Consider the following 22,912-nt stretch of genomic DNA (forward strand, 5'->3'; position numbering starts at 1 on the left):
ATGGTACGCGTGACGACTCCAGAGGCGACCGGATACCGGATCGAACGCGACTCGATGGGCGAGGTGGAGGTGCCCGCCGAGGCGCTGTGGCGGGCGCAGACCCAGCGCGCGGTGCAGAACTTCCCGATCTCCGGGCGGGGCATCGAGCCGGCCCAGATCAAGGCCCTCGCGCAGATCAAAGGCGCGGCGGCCGAGGTCAACGGCGAGTTGGGCGTGATCGACGCGAATGTCGCGGCCGCCATCGCCGCCGCGGCGGCGCACGTGGCCGACGGCGGCTACGACGACCAGTTCCCGGTGGACGTTTTCCAGACCGGCTCGGGCACCTCGTCGAACATGAACACCAACGAGGTGATCGCCACCCTGGCCAGCCGTGAGCTGGGCTCGCCGGTGCACCCCAACGACCACGTCAACGCGTCCCAGTCGAGCAACGACGTGTTCCCGTCGTCGATCCATCTGGCCGCCACGCAGTTCATCGTGGAAGATCTGCTGCCGTCGCTCAACCACCTCGCCGCCGCGTTGGAGGAGAAGGCGGCGGAGTTCGAGACGGTGGTGAAGGCCGGGCGTACCCACCTGATGGACGCCACCCCTGTCACCCTCGGCCAGGAGTTCGGCGGGTACGCCGCCCAGGTGCGTTACGGCGTGGAGCGGCTGGAGGGCTCGCTACCCCGGCTGGCCGAGCTGCCGTTGGGTGGCACCGCCGTGGGCACCGGGATCAACACCCCGCTCGGGTTCGCCGCCGCGGTGATCGGGAAGCTGCGCGAGTCGACCGGGTTGCCGCTGTCCGAGGCGCGCAACCACTTCGAGGCGCAGGGCGCCCGCGACGCGCTCGTGGAGACGTCGGGGCAGTTGCGGACCGTGGCTGTCGGCCTCTACAAGGTCGCCAACGACATCCGCTGGATGGGGTCCGGCCCCCGCGCCGGCCTGCGTGAGCTGCGCATCCCCGATCTCCAGCCCGGCTCGTCGATCATGCCGGGCAAGGTCAACCCGGTCGTCGCCGAGGCGATGCGCCAGGTGTGCGCCCAGGTGATCGGCAACGACGCGACAGTCGCCTTCGCCGGCTCCCAGGGCGACTTCGAGCTGAACGTCATGCTCCCCGTGATGGGCCGCAACCTCCTGGAGTCGATCCGGCTGCTGGCCGCCGTGAGTCGGCTGTTCGCCGACCGCCTGGTGGCCGGCCTGGTCGCGGACGCCGAGGTCTGCCTGGCGTACGCGGAAGGGTCGCCGTCGATCGTCACCCCGCTGAACCGCTACCTCGGGTACGACGAGGCCGCCTCGATCGCCAAGGAGGCGCTGGCCAAGCAGACCTCCATCCGCGAGGTGGTGATCTCCCGGGGGCACGTCGACTCCGGCAAGCTCACCGAAACCCAGCTGGACGAGACCCTGGACCTACTCCGCATGACCCACCCCTGAGGCGGGGCCGCCGCGCGGTGCCGCCCAGCCGAGGAAGCGGGCGAAGAGGGCTGCCGGGTCCGGCCCGTCGTGCGGGTTGAGCCGGTACAGGTCGGCAGCCGCGTCGTGCAGGACAACAACTGCGTCGAGGTGGCTACGAATCTCGGGGCGAGGTAAATGGCTCGACTGGTCTCCGGGCGGGCGGGATGATCCGGCCATGGGTGGAGTGCCTCCGGCGACCGAGCGGCTGCTGTTGCGGCGGTTGACGATTGCCGACGTGGACGCGCTTGTGGAGCTGGACAGCGACCCGGAGGTGATGCGGTTCCTCACCGGTGGCGTCGCCACGCCGCTGGCGACCGTCCGGGATGAGCAGTTGCCGAAGTTGCTCGCCCAGTACGACAGGCATCCCGGGCTGGGTCGGTGGGCGGCGCTCGACCGGGAGACGGGCGACTTCCTGGGCTGGTTCGCGCTCGACCCGTCGGTCGACGGCACCGAGGCCGAGCTGGGTTACCGGCTGCGCCGCTCGGCGTGGGGGCGCGGCCTGGCCACCGAGGGGTCGCGGGCGCTGGTCCGGTACGCCTTCGACCGGGTGGGCGTGCGTCGGGTCTGGGCCGAGACGATGGCGGTCAACGACAGGTCCCGGCGGGTGCTGGAGAAGGCGGGTCTGCGCCACGTGCGTACCTTCCACCTCCAGTGGGACGACCCGATTCCGGGCACCGAGCACGGCGAGGTGGAGTACGAGGTGCGGGCCGACGCCGTTCAGGAGCGGCCGGCGGCCCTGCGCGCCCGGTAGGCGGTCACCGCCGCGCGGTTGCCGCAGCCGGCCTCGCAGAAGCGCCGCGACCGGTTGCGGGACAGGTCGACGACCACGTTGTCGCAGTCCGGAAACTCGCAGATCCGCAGTCGACGTAGCTCGCCGGCGCGGACCAGGTCGGCCATGGCCATCGCCGCCTCCACCGCGATGCGGGTCGCCAGCGGGGCGTCCCGGGGTACGGCGTGCAGGTGGTACGGCTCGTCGTCGTGCTCGATGAGCTGCGGCAGCGCCCTGTGCTCCAGCAGCAGGCCGTTGACCAGGGTGACGATCTCGGGCGGTTCGGCGTACCAGATGCGGCGCAGCCGGGGCCGCAGCTCCCGGACGGCCTGCAACTCGGCGTCGGTGTGCTCGTGTCGACCGCTGTAGCCGTGCCTGACGAAGAACGCGTCAAGGGCGGTGACGTCGGGGAGGAGTTCGCCGTCGCGGCCCGCCGTGTTGACGAGCGCGGCGGCGGCAATCAGCGAACACTCGGTGTCATGAGCGAAAAGCAACTTGACTCCTGTCACAGGCTGCGCCTAGCGTCATGGGCACAAGGATAGTTTGCTCATGACACCCGTGTCGTACCGAGGAGCGCGAGATGCATCGACGACCCGCCGCCGCCGGGGCAGCGCTGGCGCTGCTCTCCGCAGTCACCTTCGCCACCTCGGGCACCTTCGCGCGCTCCCTCATCGAGGCCGGCTGGTCGGCCGAGGCCGCCGTCATCGCCCGGGTCGGCATCGCCGCCCTGGTGCTGGCGATCCCCGCAGTGCTGTCGCTGCGCGGCAGATGGGACGTGCTGCGGCGGAACACCACGGCGATCGCCATGTTCGGGCTGCTCGGGGTCGCGCTGGCCCAGGCCTGCTTCTTCAACGCCGTGCGCTACCTGCCGGTCGGCGTCGCGTTGCTGCTGGAATACCTGGGCATCATCCTCGTCGTCGGCTGGATGTGGCTGCGCCACGGGCAGCGCCCCCGCCAACTCACAGTTGTCGGCTCGGTGGCCGCCCTGGCCGGACTGGCGTTCGTGCTGGACCTCGCCGGCAACGCCGACTTCGACCCGGTGGGCGTGCTCTGGGGGCTGGGCGCCGCGGTCGGCCTGGCCGGCTACTTCGTCCTCGCCGGCCGCGTCGACCCCCGACTGCCGTCCGTCGCCATGGCCAGCGGCGGCATGGCCGTCGGCGCCGCCGTACTGCTCCTGATCGGGCTGACAGGTGTGCTGCCGCTGCACGCCACATTCGGCGAGGTCACCTTCGCCGGGCAGCGCACCAGCTGGCTCCTGCCCATCGTCGGGCTCTCCCTGGTCGCCGCCGTCGTCGCGTACCTGGCCGGGGTCGCCGGCACCCGGATCCTCGGGCCCCGGCTGTCCTCGTTCGTGGGGCTGACCGAGGTGCTCTTCGCGGTGCTCATCGCCTGGCTGCTCCTGGACGAGTTGCCCACCGCCTGGCAGCTGTTCGGAGGCGCGCTCATCGTCGCCGGGGTCGCGCTCGTACGCCTCGACGAACTGCGCGCCTCGCCCGCACCCGCCCCACCCGAGCCCGCGCTGGCGGTCAACGCCTGAGACCTGAACGCCGTGCTGACCACGTGTCGTTGATCGACTCCGTATCGGCGATCTGGCGGTCTGCGCCCTGCCTGATGCCCCCATGTCGGTGAGCTGGAGTTGATCGAGCGCCGGGGCGCTCACCGACGCCAGCCGCGGGACAACAACGCTGATCTGACCTCCCCCAGGACGGTCGGGAAGTCGTTGTGCAGCCGTCGACCGGTGACGTGCAGTATCAACCACCCCGCACCCACGAGCAGGTCGAGCCGACGGCGGTCACGGTGTAGTTGCTCCGGATCGGAGTGCCACCGGCCGTCGTACTCGACGGCGACCCGGAACTCGGGCCAGGCCAGGTCGGGATGCAGCACGAGCCCGCCGGCCACGCGGATCGGATGCTGGGTCACCGGCCGGGGAAGCCCGCCCAGAACCAGCCGCACCCGTAGCTGCGACTCCGGGGGCGACTGCGCACCCGGATCGGCCAGGCCGAAGACCCATGTCGCCCGGCGGCCGCCCGGCCGGTCCGCGTTGGCAGTGCCGACGGTCGTCAGCGCCGCCTGGGTGGTCAGGCCGCACGCCAGGAGCGAGTCGATGATCGGGACGGCGCGCAGCGGATCCAACCAGACAGCCGTCTCCCAGGCTGCCGAGGTGGGATCTGTGCGGCGCGGTGCGATGGCGCCTCCCACGTCGGCCATCGGTGGGAGGAGGGGTGGCGCGGCGGCCGGACTCGTGCCGGTGAGCGGCGGGGTGGCGGCCGGACTCGCGCCGGTGAGCGCCGGGGCGTCGGCGCCGAGCAGGTGCACGCGAAGCCGGCGTTGGGAGTCGACCCGACAAGCCTTCGGCACCAGGACGTGTACGTCGTCGTCGAACCCCGCGGCGTGCTCGACGCCGTGCAGGTAGGCCGACGACGGGCCGGCGATCACCGCCTCGGGTGGCAGCCGCAACGCCGCTGCCCGGCAGGCCAGCGCGTGGTCGCGGTCGAGGCGCGCGTCGGCGTACACGTCGTGCCGCAGGCGGATCCAGGACGAGCCACGGAGCTGGTGTCGGGTGGCCAGCCCCTGTCGGATCACGTCCGAGCCGCGGAAGACCTGCCAGGCGAGGGCCGGAGGTAGGTGGGGACGAGGAGGCATGTGCCCAGACTCGGACCTTCGCCCCGGCGCCCGATACCCCTGTGGACAGCGCCGGGTACGCCGCCCGAGCGTGCCTGTGGATGACCACCGGACACCCGGTTCGGGGTGCTATACGGCGAGATCAACACCATATCGGCGTAGTGGCGCTATCGATCGGCGGAGATACCGCCACATCGGCGATCTCGAGTCGATCAAGGCCGCGGGTCAGGGTCAGTGTCAGCGGAGGGCGACGGCGACGGCCGTGGCGGCGGCCCGCACCTGCGGGCCGACCAGCTCGACGTCCAGCGGGGCGAGGGCCACCACGCCCACGCTCGCCTCCAACCCGGGTACGCCGAGCACCGGCGCGGCCACCCCGTACGCCCCGGACTGCAACTCCCCGCTGCTGCTCACCGGCTCCGCCACACCGGCCCGGCCGGCCAGGATGGCCCGCCCCGCCGCCCCCCGATCCAGCGGATGCCGCGCCCCCGTCCGGTACGCCACGTGGAACGACGTCCAGCTCGGCTCGACCACGACCAGCGCGACGCCCTCGCCGCCCTCGACGACGGTCAGGTGCGCGGTCGCGCCGGCCTGCTCGGCGAGCCGACGGAGGGCTGGCAGCGCGCCCTCGGCGAGCAGTGGTTGGGCCCTGCGGGCCAGGTGCAGGACCCCTGCGCCGAGGCGGAGCCGCCCGTCGGCGTCGCGGCGCAGCATTCCGTGCCCGGTCAGCGGGCCGACCAGCCGGTAGATGGCGGCCCTGCCGATCCCCAGCCGGGTCGCGGCCTCGGTGACGGTGAGGCCGCCCGGCGCGTCGGCGACCAGATGCAGCAGCCGCAGCCCCCGGTCCAGCGTCTGCGCGGTCTCCCCGCCCCGCCCGGCGACCACGTCGGTCGAAGCCACGACAGCCTCGGCGCTGGCGGGTGGCTCACCGGAGCGTGCTGTCGCATCCACGTCTGGCAGCGTACGACCCGGCACCGGCGGATCCGGACAGGCGTGGACGGCTACCCTTGTACGGTGACGCTACGCCTGTATGACACCGCCACCCGATCGGTGCGGGACTTCGTCCCGCGGGAAGCCGGCAAGGTGGGGGTCTACCTGTGTGGTCTCACCCTCCAGGCGCCGCCGCACATCGGCCATCTTCGCTCCGGCGTCAACTACGACGTGTTGCGCCGTTGGCTGCTGGCCGCCGGTTACGAGGTCACGTTCATCCGCAACGTGACCGACATCGACGACAAGATCCTGGTCAAGGCGGGCGAGCAGGGCCGGCCGTTCTGGTCGATCGCGTACGCCAACGAGTTGATCCTCGCCGAGTCGTACCGGGCGTTGAACGTGCTGCCGCCCACCTACGAGCCGCGCGCCACCGGGCACGTCCCGGAGATGCACGAGCTGATCACCAAGTTGATCGACGACGGGCACGCCTACCCGGCCACCGACGGTTCCGGTGACGTCTACTTCGACGTGGCGTCCTGGCCGGCGTACGGATCGCTGTCGGGTCAGTCCCCGGACGCGATGCAGTCGGCCGGCGACGCCCCCGACCGGGGCAAGCGTGACCCGCGCGACTTCGCCCTCTGGAAGGGTGCCAAGCCGGACGAGCCGGCGGACGCCTACTGGCCGTCGCCGTGGGGGCTGGGCCGCCCGGGCTGGCACATCGAGTGCTCGGCCATGTGCTGGCGTTACCTGGGCCCGGAGTTCGACATCCACGGTGGCGGTCTGGACCTGACGTTCCCGCACCACGAGAACGAGATCGCCCAGTCCCAGGCGGCCGGGCTGCCGTTCGCCCGCTACTGGGTGCATCACGGGCTGCTCAGCATCGGCGGGGCCAAGATGGGCAAGTCGGCGGGCAACGCGCTGGGCCTCGCGTACGTGGACTCGCTCGGCGTGCGCCCGGTGGAGCTTCGCTACTACTACGCCGCCGCCCACTACCGCTCGGTGATCGACTACTCGGAGGATTCGCTGCGCGACGCGGCCACCGCGTACCGCCGGATCGAGGGTTTCGTCCAGCGGGCCGCCGAGCGGGTGGGCGTCGGGCAGCTCGGCGAGCTCCCGGCCGGTTTCGTCGCCGCCATGGACGACGACCTCAACACGTCCGCCGCCCTGGCCGTGCTGCAACAGCACATCCGGGACGGCAACACCGCGCTCAGCGTCGGTGACGATGTGACCGTCCGCACCACCCTGGCCGTGGTGCGGGCAATGCTGGATATCCTCGGCGTCGACCCCCTCGACCCGGCGTGGACCGGTGGCGGCCGCTCGGATGACCTGCGCGCCGTGGTGGATTCCCTGATCGCGCTGGCCCTGGAGCAGCGCGCGCAGGCCCGGGGCCGCAAGGACTGGACCGCCGCGGACGCGGTACGCGACCAGCTCAAGCTGGCCGGCGTGGTGGTCGAGGACACCCCCCAGGGCCCCCGTTGGACTATTGGAGAGCAGGACTGATGGCCGGCAACTCGCAGCGCCGTGGCCGGCGACTGACGCCGAAGGCGGGTGCCCCCAAGGGCTCCGGCGGCAAGAACAAGGACTCCCTCGCCGGTCGGGGGCGTACGCTGCCCGCCGACGAACGACCGTGGCACAAGGGTTACTCGGGCACCGAGAAGCTGCCCCAGCGCACCGCCTGGAAGCAGGACAAGGAGCGCCGGGCGGCGGCCGAGGAGGGGCGCGCCCCGAAGATCGGTCAGCCGGGCAGCAAGGACACCACCTGGGGCAAGGGCGGCGGCCGGGGCGTACCTGGCGGTCGGGGTGGCGTGGCCGGCCGCGGTGGCGCCGCCGGACGGGGCGGCAAGCCCGTCGGCCGCGGTGGCCCCCGGGTCGCGCCCGGGCGCAAGTCCAACCCGTCGAAGGACACCCCGGAGCTGCTGGTCGGGCGCAACCCGGTGCTGGAGGCGCTGCGCGCCCAGGTGCCGGCGACGGCGCTCTACACGGCCCAGGGCATCGACATGGACGACCGGATCAACGAGATCATCCGGACCGCCGCCGACCGGGGCATCGCCAACCTGGAGATCAGCCGCGCCGAACTGGACCGGATGACCGGCGGGGTGCTGCACCAGGGCGTCGGGTTGCAGGTGCCGCCCTTCGCGTACCAGCCGTTCGACGACATGGTCGCCGCCTCCCTGGAGCAGCAGGCGCCGCTGCTCGTCGCACTGGACGGGGTCACCGACCCGCGCAACCTGGGCGCGGTGATCCGTTCGGCCGCCGCGTTCGGCGCGCAGGGTGTCTTCGTACCCGAGCGGCGGGCCGCCGGGATCACCGCGACCGCCTGGCGGACCAGCGCCGGCGCGGCCGCGCGGGTGCCGGTGGCGCAGGTGACCAACCTGACCCGCTCGTTGAAGGCGTGCCGCGACGCCGGCTTCATGGTGGTCGGCCTGGACGCCGACGGCGACACCGACCTGTACGACCTGGAGGCAGCCGTCGGTCCGCTCGTGGTGGTGGTCGGCTCCGAGGGGCGCGGGCTGTCCCGGCTGGTCGGTGAGACCTGCGACCTGACCGTCAGCATCCCGATGATCTCCGAGGTGGAGTCGCTCAACGCCAGCGTGGCGGCCGCCGTCACCCTGGCCGAGGTCGCCCGCCGGCGCTCGATCGAGCTGTAGTCACGTCGACGAGGCCCCTCCCCGACTCCGGGGAGGGGCCTCGTCGTGTGCCTAGATCTGGCGGGTCCAGGCGACGAAGAGCAGCGCCCCGGCCAACGCCGTCAGCAGCGTGGCCGGGATCAGCCACGGCCGACGTGGCTCCAGAGCCATTCCCGCGCTGACCCCACAGGGCGAGGCGAACCTGCCGGTACGGCGAAAGGGGCGGCCCGCCGAAGCGGACCGCCCCTTCCGGTACGGCTTTACGTCAGATCCGGCTGCCCGTGGCGGCATGGAAGACGTGGCTGCGGCCGGTGCGCGGCTTGACGAACACGGTGTCACCCATGTTCGGCATGCTGCGCCGGTCGGTGCGGACGACGAAGCGCTCCGAGTTGCCACCCAGCGCGGCGTGACCGTAGACGTTCGCGTCCGAGCCGAGGTCCTCGACCAGCTCGACGACGACGGGCATGCCACCCTCGGTCGGGCTGACCAGGTCGCAGTCCTCCGGGCGGAAGCCCACGGTCACCTTGCCGTCGCCGCCCTCGGCGCGGGCCGCGGCGACCTGCTCGCGGGTCAGCGGGATGTGCAGCTCGGCGAACTCGGCACCCTGCTCGTTCAGCGGAACGGTCTTGATGTTCATGGCGGGGGAGCCCATGAAGCCGGCGACGAAGACGTTGGCCGGGGTGTCGTAGAGCGCCCGCGGGGTGTCCACCTGCTGGAGGACACCGTCGAGCAGCACGGCCACCCGGTGACCCATGGTCATGGCCTCGACCTGGTCGTGCGTGACGTACACGGTGGTGACGCCCAGCTTGGCCTGGAGCGACGCGATCTGCGTACGGGTCTGCACACGCAGCTTGGCGTCGAGGTTCGACAGCGGCTCGTCCATGAGGAAGACCTGCGGCTCGCGGACGATCGCGCGGCCCATGGCGACACGCTGACGCTGACCACCGGAGAGCGCCTTCGGCTTGCGGCTGAGGAACTCCTCCAGCTGGAGCAGACCGGCCGCCTCCTTGACGCGACGGTCGATCTCCGACTTGGAGGTCTTGCGCAGCTTCAGGGCGAACGCCATGTTCTCGTACACCGTCATGTGCGGGTAGAGGGCGTAGTTCTGGAAGACCATCGCGATGTCGCGGGCCTTCGGGGGGAGGTGGGTGACGTCGCGCTGGTCGATGTAGATCGAGCCGGCGTCCACGTCCTCCAGGCCGGCGAGCATCCGCAGGCTCGTGGACTTGCCGCAACCGGAGGGGCCGACGAGGACGAGGAACTCGCCGTCGCCGATCTCGAGGTCCAGCTCGTTGACGGCGGGACGCTCGGTGCCCGGGTAGATCCGGGACGCCTTGGAATAGGTGACCGTAGCCATGGTGAAGCGCTTCCTTTCACCGGCAGGAACGTGCCGGACGATCCGAGTGAAGGAGCGACAGGCACGTGTCCGTGCCGGTCAGCGGACGGCGGCCAGGTCGCGGGGGCGGCCGGGTTGTCGTCCGTGTCACTGCACGGTAAACGGCTTTCCCTGCGCTGCCAAGGCGGGGGAGGGTGGAACCTGGCCCATCAGCTACGCATTCCGGTCAGTCGGGCACGGTAGACCATCAATCGACTTGTCGTCATACCAATGGGCGTCGGGTTCTTGACGTTTCCCGTGCTCGGGAGCCCTCGCGAGCGGGATATCCGGACGTCACTCGCTATGCTGACCACGACGCACGCGCCCCTGTAGCTCAGCTGGCCAGAGCACTCGCCTTGTAAGCGAGATGTCGCCGGTTCGATCCCGGCCGGGGGCTCCAAATTTCATCAGGCTTTTCTCGGAGCGGCACCGCCGCGGGTGCGCCTCGCGGCGACGTAGCGGCGCATCTTCTCGGCGGTTCCGCAGTCGTCCATGCTGCACCAGCGGCGACTGCGGTTCTTGCTCTCGTCGTTGAAGAGGAAGCGGCAGCCGCCGCATCCCTTGATCCGGTCCAGCGCTCCCGTGGTGAGCAGCTGGACCGCCGCGTGCACCACCTGCCGTAGGGGCCGGGCGAGCGTGTGGTCATCTCGCCAGACCCACGCGTACGTGCTCCCGCCCTGGAGCTGCGCGTGGCCGAGCGCGTCCGCCTCGTCGTCCCGCAGTCGGTCCAGCGCAGCCGCGCCGGGAGCCCCGCCGGCGGCCAGCGACCGGAATATGTCGTCGAGGTAGTCGCGGGTGCCCAGCGCTCGCGAGAAGGCGGCGCGAGCGCCGTCCGGATCGGCGCGGGACAGTCGGCGTAGGGCTGTCGCCTCCGACCCGGTGAGGGCGCCCGCGTACGCGCCCCAGGCGACCAGCTCCGGATAGCCCGTGAGCACGTCGTCGTCGGACGGCCCGACGGGTGGACCGGTGCGGGTGTTGACGAAGTCCAGGGCGAGGTTGCCGCCCACCAGGTGCATCCGCGTGACGTCCTCGACTGTTTCCATCAAAACGCACTTTACCAGTTGACCACTGTGGGGGCCGTCACTAGCCTGTTTCTGGCGTACCGGATTTAGCCGGAAACAGTTGGGGGATGGATGGGTCACTGGCGAGCAGTGGGAGCGTTGGTCGGCTTGTCCGGCGGCACGTTCCTCTACACCACCGCCGAGGCACTGCCCATCGGCCTGCTGCTCCCGATGGCAGCGGACCTCGCCGTCGCGCCGTCGCGGGTGGGCCTGCTCGTCACCGCGTACGGCGCGGTGGTCGTTGTCGCCTCGATCCCGCTGACGGCGCTGGCCAGGAGAATTCCTCGCCGGCGACTCCTGTCGGCGCTCCTGGCCGGTTTCGTCGTCAGCACCGCGATCACGGTGTTCGCGAGCACGTTCGCGCTGCTGCTGGCGGCCAGGATGGCGACCGGGGCGACCCACGCGTTGTTCTGGGCGGTGGTGGTGCCGGCCGCGGCCGAGCTGTTCCGACCCGGGCTACGCGGCCGAGTGGTCGCGATCGTGTTCGCAGGTGGCAGCGTCGCTCTGGTCCTGGGCGTGCCCGCGGGCACCTGGCTTGGCGAACGCGCTGGCTGGCGCATGTCGTTCCTGGCGGTGGCCGGACTCGGCGCGATAGTGCTCGTCGCGGTGGCCTCGCTCCTGCCGTCGACGCCGCCCGAGCAGGGGCACGCCGCCCGGGGCGAGACACCCGACGTCTACCGCTTCTGGCTGCTCGTCGCGGTGGCCATCCTGACGACCGCAGGTGCCATCGCCGCCTACACCTATGTCGCCCTCTTCGTGACCGAGGTCAGCGGTTTCGCCGCCTCGTCGGTCGGGGTCATCCTGCTGGTGCGCGGCGTCGCGAGCGTGCTCGGGATCCTCGCTGTCGGAGCGGTGGTGGACCGTAGTCCGTGGCTCGCCCTGGTCGCGACCATCGTGCTCCAGTCGGTGGCACTGCTCGGGCTGTACGCGGTCGGTGACCAGCCGGCGGTCGCCGTGGGCCTGCTCGCTCTGGCAGGACTGGCGTTCGCGGCGTTCACCGCGGTGCTCGGCGGCGTCGTTCTTCAGGTGGCTCCCGGACGCTCCGACCTCGCCGCCGCCACCGTCTCTGCCGCCGTCAACGTCGGCATCACAGGCGGTGCCCTGGTCGCCGGCCTCGCGCTACCGAGCCACGGCGTGCACAGCACGGTGCTGCTCGGTGCCCTGCTCGGCGTCGTCGCCCTCATGCTGGCCGCCGGTGGCTTCACCGGCCGGGTCACCGGTGCCGTCGCACCGCAACGCTGAGCGCCCAACTGGTCCCCTGCACCGTCCCCGCCCGGCGGTAGCCTTGGCCGGGCAACGAGCCGAGCGGGACGGGGGCCGATGAGTCGCGCGGTGGAGGAGTCGAACCGGGCAATGCTGCGTGCCCGGGACGCGATGGACCGGGCGTACGCCGAGCCGCTGGACATTCCGGCGCTGGCCAAGATCGCGCACGTCTCGGAGGCCCATTTCATCAGGACATTCCGGGCCACGTTCGGTGAGACCCCGCACCGCTACCTGCAACGCCGCCGGGTGGAGCGGGCGATGTGGCTGCTGGTGGAGACCGAGCGGGACGTGACCGACATCTGTTTCGCGGTCGGCTTCAGCAGCCTGGGCACGTTCAGCCGGACGTTCCGGCAGATCGTCGGTGAGTCGCCGACCGGCTTCCGTCGACGCGCCACGCCGACGAACGTGCCGTCCTGCTTCACCAAGGCCTGGACCAGACCGATCAGTTTTGGATAAGCAGCAGGTCAGGGGCGACCTCTAGCGTCATGGGCATGACGATGAACGCGATCAGCCGCTCCCAGATCTACGTCCTCGACCAGGACGAGGCGCTCGACTTCTACGTGAACAAGCTCGGCATGGAGGTCAACACCGACCAGGACCTCGGTTTCATGCGGTGGCTGACGGTCAACCTGCCCGGCGACCCGGAGCGCGAGATCCTGTTGGAGAAGCCGGGCCCGCCGGCACTCGACCCGGCCACCGCCGAGCAGGTCCGCGAGCTGCTCACCAAGGGCGCCCTGGGCGGGTACCTGTTCATGACCACCGACGACGCCCGTAAGACGCACGAGGATCTCGTGGCGAAGGGCGTCGAGATCACCGACGAGCCGACCGAGCGCCCGTACGGGATCGACTTCGGCATCCGCGACCCCTTCGGCAACAAGATCCGCATCGGGCAGATGTTCCCGCGGGGCTAGTCAGCCGTTGGTCGGGAGGCCCGGGTTCGATCCCGCGCCTCCCGATGTGGTGGGGTGGGCCATGATCACCCGCCTGTTGTATCTGGCCCGGCATGGTGAGCAGGACCTGACCGGGGCGGACGATTCGGAGGAGCCGGACTCCGGCCTGTCCGAGCGCTGCCGGAGGCAGGCTGCGCTGCTCGGCGAGCGCCTGCGGGGCCGCCAGTTCGCCGCCGTGCACCACGGGCCGCTGCTCCGGGCCGCGCAGACCGCCGAGCTGGTCGCCGCGTCGCTGCCGGGGGTTCCGGTGTACGCGACCGAGTTGGCTGGCGACCACCTCCCACACGACACGGATCCGGCTGGCCTGCCGCCCGCGTACGCCGATTTCCTGGCCCAGTTCGCGCCGGCCGCGCGGGTCGACGGGCCGCGGGTGACGGCGGCGGCGGTCCGCCGTTTCACCGGCCCGGTCGACGGCGACGGGGGCGGCGAGCCGGTGCGTGAGCTGGTCGTGACGCACAACTTCCTGATCGGCTGGCTGGTCCGGCACGCGCTCGACGCGCCGGAGCGGCGGTGGCTGGGCGTGAACTCGCACAACGCGGGGCTGACCGTGATCCGGTACGGGCCGGCCGGCCCACCGAACCTGGTCGCCTTCAACGACGTGGCGCACCTGCCGCCCGAGCTGCGGGGCACCGGCCTGCCGGCGGACTATTTGGTGTGAGTGCCGACGGTCAGTCGGTGGCGCGCAGGATCAGCTCGACCAGGGCGCGGGTGGCCGGTGGTGGGGTGGCCTCGCCGGGGCAGTCGACGTACCCGGTCTCGATGGCGCCGACGGTCAACCGGTAGCTGAACGCGTCCGCGCATCCGCTCGGGCTGGCCGTCAGGCGTGCCTCGGCGGCGAGGCGGGGGTCGGCGACGAGCCCACCCAGCCGACCGAGGTCTGCGGTGTCGAGTTGGCCGGTACGCCGGCTGCCGGCCCGGTCGACGGCCGTCCACCGGCCGTCCGGTTCGACGGTCACCGCGTCGCCGCGCCCGGCGAAACCGCCGGAGCGTCGCAGCGTCACCCGGGGGGCCACGCCGCCGGCCGTGGGGGTGCCGCTGGGGGCGACGGTCGGTGGGGAGTCGGTGGTCGCGACGGTCGGCGACGGGCCGGTGGTGGCGGGCGGCTGGTCCGGGGGATTGCCGCCCTGATCGGTGCTGGTGCAGCCGGCCAGGAGGGCGGCCAGGAGCGCGACGGTGGCGCCGGTTGTCGAGGCGGATCTCATGTCCGTCGGACGCGTGGCGCCGATCCCCGGTTCCCTGTCACAACCCTCATCCGTTCGGTCATTGTCGATGTCTGGGAGCGGTCCAGGCCTTCTCTTTTCCTCAACACATAGCTATATCTACATGCGTGACTACCCCCGTCACACTCTTCTCCTTCCAGGAGGGCACGTGAAACGACCCCTTGCGGCCGTCAGTGCAGTGCTGCTAACCGGCGGCATGCTGACCTGTGTCGCCACCGCGGCACACGCGGCTCCGCCCACCGCTCCCGCGCCGGACGCCTCCGCCGCGGCCCGAGCGGCAACCGTCCTACGGACGAACCCCGGCGCTGTCCAGGGTTCGAGCGCCGAGTCCTACCAGGTGCACAGCACCAAGCTGGACGCCACGGGTGCCGCGCACACCCGCTACACCCGGACCTACCAGGGCCTGCGGGTGTACGGCGGTGACTTCGTCATCCACACCGCGCCGAACGGCACGTACGCCGGCAGTTCGGTCGGGTTGGCCGCGCCGCTGACCCTCGCCACCTCGGCCAGGATCCCGGCGGCCGCGGCGCAGAAGGCCGCCCGCGCCGGATTCGTCGGCGAGGCGGAGGCTGTCGCCACCCCTGAGCTGTTCGTCGACGCCACTTCCGGCACGGGTCGACTGGCCTGGGAGACGGTGGTGAGTGGCTGGCAGCCCGACGGGCAGACCCCGTCCCGGCTGCACGTGATCAGCGACGCCGTCACCGGCGCGGCCATCGGGTCGTACGACGAGATCGAGTCGGTGGTCGGCAGCGGCCAGGGCATCTACACGGGCTCGGTCAGCATCGACACGACGCTCTCCGGCAGCACGTACCAGATGATCGATCCGTCGCACGGCAACGGCCGTACCTGCGACATGAACAACGGCACGTCGACCTGCACCACCTTCACCGACGCGGACAACGCGTGGGGCACCGGGGCCAACTCCAACCGGCAGTCCGCCGGCGTCGACGCCCACTTCGGCGCGGCGAAGACGTTCGACTACTTCAAGAACACGCACGGCCGTAACGGCATCTTCGGCAACGGCGCCGGCGTGCCGAGCCGGGTGCACTACGGCAACAACTACGTCAACGCCTTCTGGGACGGCGCCCAGATGACCTACGGTGACGGCTCCGGCAACTCCCGCCCCCTCGTCTCGCTGGACGTGGCCGGGCACGAGATGAGCCACGGTGTCACCGAAGCGCTTGCCGGCCTGGTCTACTCCGGCGAATCCGGCGGCCTCAACGAGGCCACCAGTGACATCTTCGGCAACATGGTGGAGTTCTACTCCGCCGCGCCGAGCGACCCGGGCGACTACCAGGTCGGTGAGAAGATCAACATCAATGGCAACGGTACGCCGCTGCGCTACATGTACAACCCGTCACTCGACGGCTCGTCCGACAGCTGCTGGTCCACCAGCACCAGGAGCAAGGACGTGCACTACTCCTCGGGCGTGGCCAACCACTTCTTCTTCAACCTCGCCGAGGGCACCGGCGCCACCTCGTACGGCACCTCCCCGGTCTGCGGTTCCGCCCCGGCGGTGACAGGCATCGGCCGGGCCAAGGCCGAGAAGATCTGGTACCGGGCGCTCGATGTCTACTTCACCTCCAACACGTCGTACGTCAACACCAGCAACCCGGCGAACACCGCGCGGGCGTACAGCCTGCGGGCGGCGACCGACCTGTACGGCAGCTGCTCCACCGAGTACAAGGCCGTGCAGGCCGCCTGGACCGCGGTGAACGTGGCCGGCAACGACACGCCCTGTTCGACCGGCAACGACTTCTCGGTGTCGCTGTCGCCGACCGCCGGCTCGGTCAACCCGGGCGGCTCGGCCTCCACCACGGTGGCCACCGCCACCACGAGTGGCTCGGCGCAGACCGTGACGCTCTCCGCCTCCGGCCTGCCCAGCGGGGCGAGCGCCTCGTTCAGCCCCGCCTCGGTGACCTCGGGCGGCTCGTCCACCCTCACCATCAGCACCTCGGCGGCCACCCCGCCCGGCACGTACTCGGTTACTGTCAACGGCGCCGGCTCGGTCACCCGCAGCGCGACCTACCGGCTCACCGTGAACGGCACCGGGGGCGGCTGCACCGCGGCCGGGCAGAAGCTGGCCAACCCGGGCTTCGAGTCCGGTGCGACCGGCTGGACGGCCAGCTCCGGCGTCATCACCAGCTCCAGCGGCCAGGCCGCCCGCACCGGGTCGTACAAGGCCTGGCTCAACGGGTACGGCAGCACCCGCACCGAGACGCTCGCCCAGTCGGTGACCCTGCCGTCGGGCTGCTCGTCGTACGCGCTCAGCTTCTGGCTGCACATCGACTCGGCCGAGACCACCACGAGCGTCGCGTACGACAAGCTCAACGTGCAGGTGCTGAACTCGAGCGGAACCGTTCTGGCCACCCTGGCGACCTACTCGAACCTGAACAAGGCCACCGGCTACAGCCAGAAGTCCTTCTCCCTGGCGGCGTACGCCGGCCAGACCGTCAGCCTGAAGTTCACCGGCACCGAGGACGCCTCGCTCCAGACGTCCTTCGTGATCGACGACACAGCGCTCAACGTCTCCTGACCTGACCGTCGTACGGGCCCGGCGACCACCCCTCATCGGTGGTCGTCGGGTCCGCGCCGTTATGGTCGCCGCACCGCCGCACGTCGGCGGCTCGCAGGGGCGTCGGACGGCTGACGCGGAGAGGGGCGGACGTGTCGGACGCGCAGTTGACCGTCGAGGTGACCGGACCGGTGGCGACCGTGGTGATCCACAACCCGGCCCGCCGCAACGCGATGACGGCTGCCATGTGGCGGCAGCTCCCCGAACTGCTGGACCGGCTGGAGCCCGACCCCGGCGTACGGGCGGTGGTGCTGACCGGCGCGGGGGACGCCTTCTGCGCGGGCGCCGACCTGGGCGATCTGGCCGAGCTGCTGGACGCCGGTGACGCAAGCATCGCGGTGGCCGCCGAGGAGCGGCTCGCCAGCTTCGCCAAGCCCACGGTGGCCGCGATCCGGGGCGCCTGCGTCGGGGGTGGCGCCCAACTCGCGGTCGCCTGTGACCTGCGCGTGGCCGCCGACGACTCCCGCTTCGGCGTACCCCCGGCCCGGCTCGGGCTGGTCTATCCGGCGCCCACCACCCGCCGGCTGTCCCGGCTGGTCGGACCGTCCGCGGCCAAGCACCTGCTGTTCACCGCCGAACTGATCGACGCCGAGCGGGCCCTGCGGATCGGCCTGGTCGACGAGGTGCTGCCCGGCGACCGGCTCGCCGCGCGGGTGGACGAGCTGACCGCCACGATCGCCGAGCGCTCACCGCTGAGCGTCGCCGCCGCCAAGGAGATCATCGACGACCGGGCCGGACCGGCGCGGATCGCCTGGTGGCACCGGAAGGTGACAACCACAGGCGAGGCCCGGGAAGGGGTGGCGGCGATCGTCCAGCGTCGACAGCCGCGCTTCGCCTGGCGCGCGCCGACCGACGGCTGATCACCGCCCGCCGGTGGCCCGTCCGCCGGGACCTCCGACGTCTGCGCCATTGTGAAACCTCGATCCCGGGTGGTGTCGGGGCGGGTCGGTACGGCAGGCTGTCCGTCGTGCAGCGTGATGAGTTGCTTGCAGGCCGCTACCGTCTCCTGGAGCGTCTCGGCAGCGGCGGCATGTCCGCGGTGCACCGGGCGTACGACGAGGTGCTCGAACGGGACGTCGCGGTGAAGGTGCTCATCGGCTCCGACGCCAACGCCCGGCGGCGCATCCGCGCCGAGGCCCTGGCGGCGGCCCGACTGTCGCATCCGCACGTCACAGCCGTCTACGACTACGGTGAGTCGCTTCTCGACGGTGTACGGGTCCCGTTCGTGGTGCTGGAACTTCTCAGCGGCACCACCCTCGAACAGCGGCTGGCCGCCGGACCGCTGCCGCCCCGCGCCGGGCTGCGGATGTGTGCGGAGGTCGCGTCGGCGCTCGCGGTCGCCCATGCCCAAGGGTTGGTGCATCGCGACATCAAACCGGGCAACGTGATGCTGACGCCCACCGGCGCCAAGGTGCTCGACTTCGGCATCGCGGCGGTCGCAGGCGATCCGGAGATCGATTTCGAGGGGCGGCTGCTCGGCACGCCGGCGTACCTCGCGCCGGAGCGGCTGGCGGCCGGCGAGGTGTTACCCGCCTGCGACGTGTACGCCCTCGGCCTGCTCCTGCACCGGGCGCTCACCGGCCGCCTACCCCGGGTCGCCGAGGGGCGGAGCGGGACGGCGCACGCCCAGGTCCACGTCGAGCCGGACCCGCTGCCCGAGATGGACGGGGTGCCGGCCGAGGTTCACCGGCTCTACCGCTGGTGCCTGGCCCGGGATCCGGACGACCGGCCGCCGGCCGCCGAGGCGGCCCGCATCCTGCGCGTCGCCGCGGGCGAATCCGCCGCCCTGGGCGGGCCGGTCGCACTCGCGGCGGACACCGACACGACGCCGGCCCAGGTCGTGGCGGGCGTGGAGTCAGCGGCGGAGGCCGGGTCAGGGGCGATGCCGGAGTCTGCGTCGGGCGCGGTGGGGCCGTCGAGCGGCCCGGCTGTGCGGCCGCCGGGTAAGCCTCGCCGGCGGTCGTGGCGTCGGCGGCGGGCGGTGCTGGCGGTCGGCGGCGCGGTGGTCGCCGCGGTGGCGCTGGCCGGCGCGCTCGGTGACTCCAGCACGCACGACGCGGGCACCCCGCGAACCGCAATCGGATCGGGCGACACCACCACCGTGGGGCTACCGCGGACAGTGGTGCCGCCCGACCCGGCCGACACCCGACCACCCGCCACGCCGCCGTCCGGGCACTCCTCGGTCGCCACCCGGACCGGCCCCCCGACCGGTCCGGGCGGGGCACCCCCTGTACGCCCAACCGCAGGCACCCCGAAACCAACCCCGTCCGGGGCCCCTCCCACGCCCACCGTGCCCCCGGGCGTTCCGGTGGGCGCGCGGGGCGGGACAGTCACCGTCCGCTGCCTCCACGGGTCGGTCGAGGTGCTCGGGGTGACGCCCGCGCCCGGCTTTCAGGCCGAGGCGTACGACCCGGGCCCGGCGAAGCGGGTCCAGATCGAGCTGACCTCGGCCGAGCACGACAGCGAGATCCGGGTGCACTGCGCCAACGGCCGCCCGAAGCCGATGGTCACGGAGAACTCTGACTGACGGGGGGCCGGCGGGTGCCGCGCCCGGGGCGTACCCCCGGACGCGGCCCCCCGTTCCCGCCGGCCCGTTCCGTCACCGCCCGGCCAGCGCCGCCCAGCCCGGGTTCACCGGCTCCCGGCGCAGCGGCATGCCCGCCTCGGCCGGTGTCCGGTCGCCCTTGCGCTGATTGCAGCCGTAGCAGGCGGCGGTGGTGTTACGCCAGGTGTTCCGGCCGCCACGCGAGCGGGGCAGGATGTGGTCGATCGTCGACGCCGGGCCGCCGCAGTACGCGCAACACCGCTCGTCGCGGCGCAGCACCCCGGCGCGTGACCAGGCCGGTCCGGCGCTGAACCGCCACCTGGTGACTACGTAGCGGACCAGCCGCACGACCCGGGGCATCGGGAAGACTCCGATCACCCGGTCCGGCTCCGCCTCGTGGATCTCGGCCACCCGTCGGCAGAGCATCCGGACGGCGTGTTGGACGGTGACCCGGTGCAGCGGGCCGAGGTCGGCGTTGATGACGAGGACGGCGTCCACCGGGACTCCTTTCGACAGATGCGACGGACAGCGAAGAGCCGCCCGGTCCGGCTGGTGGACGGGGCGGCTCGCGCGTACGGGTACGCGTCAGTCGGGCCGGCCCGCCCGGGGACCTTCCGCTCGGCAACCGTCGGCAGGGAGCGTCGACGGCACGGCGTTGACGTGCGACATCGTCATGAGCTGCTCCCACTGCGGTGGTTGACCTTGCGCGATCACGGTAGGTCCGGGCGGGACAGGGGGGCAACGTATTTCGATCGGCTCTCGGGCTCCTCGGGGCGGCGCTGGCGGCGGGCGGTGGTCCCCGCCGTACGCCGGATGGTGGTCAGGGGGCGATCCAGTCGCAGCGCCATCCGTGCGGTGAGTTCGCTGTCCAGCAGCGGCCGGTTGACCTCACCGGCGACCGACATCGCCGGTCCGGAGACGGATCGCCAGATGGCGGCCAGGCCGGCGCCGAGGCCGAGCAGGGCGACTGTGGCCCTGGCTGTCGGTGAGCCGGCCGCGGCGGCGGCGCTCGCCGCGACCACTGCGAAGAGCACCACAAGCAGCGGCACCAGCACCGGCCAGAAGATCCCCCGGGCGGCCTGCGCCACCAGCCGCCGGTCCCGGATGATCAGGTTCCTGGCGACCACCGCGTAGTCCTCCTCGTCGAGAAGGTCGCGCGGGTGCAGACCGCCGGTGAGCACGCCGCGCCACAGGTCACCCTGGTTGCGGAGCTCGCGGCTCAGTTCGGCGGGCTCGGGTTCGGTCGGGTCGCCCCGGCCGGCGCGTTCCACGGCGACTGCCCACTCGGCAAGTGAGCGGCGGACGACCGCCGCCGAGTACGGCGGCAGCACGGTGGCCAGCTCGTCCAGCCAGCGGCTGATCTGGACCTGTCGGCCGTTGAAGCGCCGGAGCAGTTCGGTGGCGTCGCCGGGCCGGACCGTGTCGGCAAGTGACCGTCCCAGCCGGTAGGCGAGCCCGACGCGCAGGTTGGTGGCCATCGTCCACCGGAGCACCTCCACGTTGAGGTCGTCGAGGGCCAGCAGCAGTGGTTCGGTGTCGGTGGTGTCGGGCGGTCGCAGGTCGGGCAGCCGGTCCAGGTCGGGCAGCCGGGCGCGGGCGCCTGCCGTGTCGGGGCGGGGTCCGGTGTGCCGGGTGAGCGCTGCGATCTGCGCCAGCGCGACATCGACCCCGTCGAGGTACATCCGCATCCGCCGGGGCGGGGACATCTCGGTCAGGTTGGAGAGCTTCGCCGGTGGGCGGGGTGCGACGGTCGCAGCGGGCTGGGTGTTGCGAGCGTGGTGGTACGCGTCCGCCATCCACCAGCCCAGCCGCAGGGCGGTGACGACGCAGGCGCGTTCGTCACGGATCAGCGGGTACGCGTCGTCGCGGCCGGCCTCCTCGGTGAGCGGCCCGCTGTCCGCACCGGCACGGTGCAGTGGTGACATCTCCGCTGCCCTCCCGCCCGGTCGATCGAGAGATGATCAATCGAGCGTACGGCAGCGTACCGTCGCTTATAGAGGGTTTTGTCGGTTTCTCTTGTCTCGCCCGGCGAGCAGTCCCCGCGGCCGGATCGAGCGCACCGGCTCGGCCGCGCCGCCCTCGGCGCGCAGGATGTGGTTCGCGGCCAGGATCCCCGTCGCCGCGGACCGTTCCATCAACGCGCTCGGGAAGTCCGTGCCGATGCCGTCCCCGGCGAGGTAGAGGCCTGGTGCGTCGGTGCGCACCCCCGGTCGCCAGGCGTGACTGCCAGGCGTGAACGCCGGCGCCTGCGCCTCCACCCGCGCCCGCAGCTCGCGGACCCGCAGGTCGGCGACCTCCGGCCAGAGCGCGATCAGCTCGCGGCGCATCCGTTCGGCCAGCTCCTCGGCCGGCACGTCGGGCTCGCAGGCGTACGCGTGCAGCTCGATGACCGACCCACCGGTCTGCCGCGCCCAGCGCCGCGACTCGTTCTCCAACCGGTGGTAGAGCGTCACCGAGTCCAGGGTGGGCTGGCGGGACACCCCGTTGAAGACCGCGCGACCGGCGGCGACGTCCCCGTCGCACCAGTACCGCGCCACCGCGTACGGAGGGCCGGGCGTGCCGAACGCGGGCATCCTCGCCACCAGCTCCGGCGCGTGCGTGGCCAGATCGGGGGAGGCCGCGACGAGCGCGGCGAGGGCGGGCGGGTCGACGGCCAGCACGACGTGGCCGGCCTGATGGTCGCCGCCGCCGGTGGTCGTCACCCGCCAGCCGTCGGCGTCGCGGTGCACCCCGGTCGCGGCGGCGCCGGTGACGACCCGGCCGCCGTGCTTCTCCACGTGCCGGGTCAGCGGCTCCCAGATCGCGGTCGCATAATCCTCGTCGGGGCAGTCGAACGCCAGCCCCTCCGGGTTGCCGAGCAGGTAGAAGTGGAACTGCGCGACCATCTCGGCGGCCGACATCTCCGCCTCGTGGTTGAAGAACGAGTGCGAGAAGACCTCGAACAGCATGGCGCGTGCCCGGTCCGGCAGCCGCAGCGACGACAGCAGTTCGTCAGCCGTCCGGTCGTCCAGGTCGGCGTACGTGCGCACCGGGTCGTAGGTGAGCAGCGGCAGCGCGGCGTCCCGGTCCATCTGTCGCAGGTCGGCCAGGCGCAGGCTGGGACTGCGCAGCAGCAGCGCGAGCAGGTTCGCTGGCGGCGCGGGCGGCAACTTGCCGAACTCCTCCGTCGGCCACTGCTCACTGAGGATCGGATAACCCGGGATCGGCTTGAGGAAGCCCAGGTCGGGGTCGATCCGGCGGAGAATCGACCGCCAGTTGTAGTACTGCCGGAAGAACGCGTGGAAGCCGTGCTCGTTCTGCTGGCTGCCGTCGGCAAGCGCCTCCGGCCAGGCGCCCAACCGGCCGCCCAGGGTGGGCGCGGCCTCCAGCACCGTCACCGTCACACCCCGTTCGGCGAGCACCACCGCCGCCGAGATGCCGGCGATGCCGCCACCCACCACCACCGCCGTGACCGGTCGCGGCACGCGGTCCGCGCCACCGCCGCCGGGGTCCACCTCATGCTGGCGTACGCCGATGACCCGACCCACCATCTGCGACACCGCCACGA

General features: G+C 72.0%; 21 protein-coding genes and 1 tRNA gene. 13 read left to right on the forward strand and 9 right to left on the reverse strand.

Annotation, left to right across the window (positions count from 1 at the left end):
- Together ACFY1S_RS09530 and ACFY1S_RS09535 are read left to right on the forward strand one after the other, a co-directional pair.
- Window positions 1-1,410 (forward strand): class II fumarate hydratase, encoded by a 1,410-nt coding sequence (locus tag ACFY1S_RS09530; RefSeq protein ID WP_387114841.1) that lies wholly within the window; start codon window positions 1-3, stop codon window positions 1,408-1,410.
- 196 nt (window positions 1,411-1,606) lie between these two features.
- On the forward strand, window positions 1,607-2,182 hold the full coding sequence (locus ACFY1S_RS09535) for a GNAT family N-acetyltransferase (RefSeq protein WP_387114844.1): 576 nt from the start codon (window positions 1,607-1,609) through the stop codon (window positions 2,180-2,182).
- Here ACFY1S_RS09535 and ACFY1S_RS09540 read toward each other — a convergent pair.
- On the reverse strand, window positions 2,149-2,694 hold the full coding sequence (locus ACFY1S_RS09540) for a CGNR zinc finger domain-containing protein (RefSeq protein ID WP_387114847.1): 546 nt from the start codon (window positions 2,692-2,694) through the stop codon (window positions 2,149-2,151). The genes ACFY1S_RS09535 and ACFY1S_RS09540 overlap by 34 nt on opposite strands.
- Window positions 2,695-2,780: 86 nt before the next feature.
- Here ACFY1S_RS09540 and ACFY1S_RS09545 point away from each other — a divergent pair, with 86 nt between their 5' ends.
- The gene (locus tag ACFY1S_RS09545) at window positions 2,781-3,737 is read left to right on the forward strand and encodes a DMT family transporter (protein ID WP_387114850.1); all 957 of its coding nucleotides are present in this window, start codon (window positions 2,781-2,783) and stop codon (window positions 3,735-3,737) included.
- A 119-nt stretch (window positions 3,738-3,856) separates the two neighbouring features.
- Here ACFY1S_RS09545 and ACFY1S_RS09550 read toward each other — a convergent pair whose 3' ends face one another.
- Window positions 3,857-4,843: an endonuclease domain-containing protein gene (locus ACFY1S_RS09550; RefSeq protein WP_387114853.1), complete on the reverse strand. Its 987-nt coding sequence runs from the start codon at window positions 4,841-4,843 to the stop codon at window positions 3,857-3,859.
- A 216-nt stretch (window positions 4,844-5,059) separates the two neighbouring features.
- Window positions 5,060-5,719: an IclR family transcriptional regulator gene (locus tag ACFY1S_RS09555; protein ID WP_387115992.1), complete on the reverse strand. Its 660-nt coding sequence runs from the start codon at window positions 5,717-5,719 to the stop codon at window positions 5,060-5,062.
- Between the two features lie 114 nt (window positions 5,720-5,833).
- Here ACFY1S_RS09555 and cysS point away from each other — a divergent pair, with 114 nt between their 5' ends.
- Window positions 5,834-7,249, forward strand: a complete 1,416-nt coding sequence (gene cysS, locus ACFY1S_RS09560; protein ID WP_387114856.1) for a cysteine--tRNA ligase — start codon at window positions 5,834-5,836, stop codon at window positions 7,247-7,249.
- Window positions 7,249-8,397, forward strand: coding sequence for a 23S rRNA (guanosine(2251)-2'-O)-methyltransferase RlmB (gene rlmB, locus ACFY1S_RS09565; protein WP_387114859.1), 1,149 nt, complete (start codon window positions 7,249-7,251; stop codon window positions 8,395-8,397). Before cysS ends, rlmB begins: the two co-directional genes overlap by 1 nt.
- Window positions 8,398-8,641: 244 nt before the next feature.
- Here the strand turns inward: rlmB and ACFY1S_RS09570 are convergent, their stop codons facing one another.
- Entirely contained in the window at window positions 8,642-9,733 is a 1,092-nt protein-coding gene (locus tag ACFY1S_RS09570) for a sn-glycerol-3-phosphate ABC transporter ATP-binding protein UgpC (protein WP_364372646.1), read from the reverse strand.
- A 341-nt stretch (window positions 9,734-10,074) separates the two neighbouring features.
- Here ACFY1S_RS09570 and ACFY1S_RS09575 point away from each other — a divergent pair.
- Window positions 10,075-10,151 (forward strand) — tRNA-Thr (locus ACFY1S_RS09575).
- Between the two features lie 7 nt (window positions 10,152-10,158).
- Here ACFY1S_RS09575 and ACFY1S_RS09580 read toward each other — a convergent pair.
- On the reverse strand, window positions 10,159-10,794 hold the full coding sequence (locus tag ACFY1S_RS09580) for a CGNR zinc finger domain-containing protein (RefSeq protein WP_387114862.1): 636 nt from the start codon (window positions 10,792-10,794) through the stop codon (window positions 10,159-10,161).
- A gap of 117 nt (window positions 10,795-10,911) precedes the next feature.
- Here ACFY1S_RS09580 and ACFY1S_RS09585 point away from each other — a divergent pair, with 117 nt between their 5' ends.
- The 4 genes from ACFY1S_RS09585 (at window position 10,912) to ACFY1S_RS09600 (ending at window position 13,683) form a co-directional block, all read left to right on the forward strand.
- Complete coding sequence (locus tag ACFY1S_RS09585; RefSeq protein WP_387114865.1) at window positions 10,912-12,054, forward strand: MFS transporter; 1,143 nt, start codon at window positions 10,912-10,914, stop codon at window positions 12,052-12,054.
- Window positions 12,055-12,132: 78 nt separating this feature from the next.
- Window positions 12,133-12,531 carry a helix-turn-helix domain-containing protein gene (locus ACFY1S_RS09590; protein ID WP_387114869.1) on the forward strand — a complete coding sequence of 133 codons (399 nt, stop codon included), beginning with the start codon at window positions 12,133-12,135 and terminating at the stop codon, window positions 12,529-12,531.
- Window positions 12,532-12,566: 35 nt separating this feature from the next.
- The gene (locus ACFY1S_RS09595; protein WP_357983044.1) at window positions 12,567-12,986 is read left to right on the forward strand and encodes a VOC family protein; all 420 of its coding nucleotides are present in this window, start codon (window positions 12,567-12,569) and stop codon (window positions 12,984-12,986) included.
- A gap of 61 nt (window positions 12,987-13,047) precedes the next feature.
- On the forward strand, window positions 13,048-13,683 hold the full coding sequence (locus ACFY1S_RS09600) for a histidine phosphatase family protein (RefSeq protein WP_387114872.1): 636 nt from the start codon (window positions 13,048-13,050) through the stop codon (window positions 13,681-13,683).
- 10 nt (window positions 13,684-13,693) lie between these two features.
- Here ACFY1S_RS09600 and ACFY1S_RS09605 read toward each other — a convergent pair whose 3' ends face one another.
- Window positions 13,694-14,227: a protealysin inhibitor emfourin gene (locus ACFY1S_RS09605; protein ID WP_387114875.1), complete on the reverse strand. Its 534-nt coding sequence runs from the start codon at window positions 14,225-14,227 to the stop codon at window positions 13,694-13,696.
- A gap of 166 nt (window positions 14,228-14,393) precedes the next feature.
- Here ACFY1S_RS09605 and ACFY1S_RS09610 point away from each other — a divergent pair, with 166 nt between their 5' ends.
- The 3 genes from ACFY1S_RS09610 (at window position 14,394) to ACFY1S_RS09620 (ending at window position 19,347) form a co-directional block, all read left to right on the forward strand.
- Entirely contained in the window at window positions 14,394-16,781 is a 2,388-nt protein-coding gene (locus tag ACFY1S_RS09610; RefSeq protein WP_387114878.1) for a M4 family metallopeptidase, read from the forward strand.
- Window positions 16,782-16,912: 131 nt separating this feature from the next.
- Complete coding sequence (locus ACFY1S_RS09615; protein WP_387114881.1) at window positions 16,913-17,680, forward strand: enoyl-CoA hydratase/isomerase family protein; 768 nt, start codon at window positions 16,913-16,915, stop codon at window positions 17,678-17,680.
- 107 nt (window positions 17,681-17,787) lie between these two features.
- A complete protein-coding gene (locus tag ACFY1S_RS09620; RefSeq protein WP_387114884.1) occupies window positions 17,788-19,347 on the forward strand; it encodes a serine/threonine-protein kinase in 1,560 nt (519 codons plus the stop codon).
- A 72-nt stretch (window positions 19,348-19,419) separates the two neighbouring features.
- On the opposite strand, the gene ACFY1S_RS09625 is transcribed toward ACFY1S_RS09620, so the two are convergent.
- From ACFY1S_RS09625 to ACFY1S_RS09635, 3 genes are all read right to left on the reverse strand, one after another.
- Window positions 19,420-19,863 (reverse strand): HNH endonuclease, encoded by a 444-nt coding sequence (locus ACFY1S_RS09625; protein ID WP_387114886.1) that lies wholly within the window; start codon window positions 19,861-19,863, stop codon window positions 19,420-19,422.
- A gap of 212 nt (window positions 19,864-20,075) precedes the next feature.
- Window positions 20,076-21,290, reverse strand: a complete 1,215-nt coding sequence (locus ACFY1S_RS09630) for a hypothetical protein (RefSeq protein WP_364372674.1) — start codon at window positions 21,288-21,290, stop codon at window positions 20,076-20,078.
- 66 nt (window positions 21,291-21,356) lie between these two features.
- A complete protein-coding gene (locus tag ACFY1S_RS09635) occupies window positions 21,357-22,910 on the reverse strand; it encodes an FAD-dependent oxidoreductase (protein WP_387114889.1) in 1,554 nt (517 codons plus the stop codon).
- Window positions 22,911-22,912: the final 2 nt, after the last annotated feature.

The organism is Micromonospora sp. NPDC000663 (assembly GCF_042898105.1).
GTDB lineage: Bacteria > Actinomycetota > Actinomycetes > Mycobacteriales > Micromonosporaceae > Micromonospora.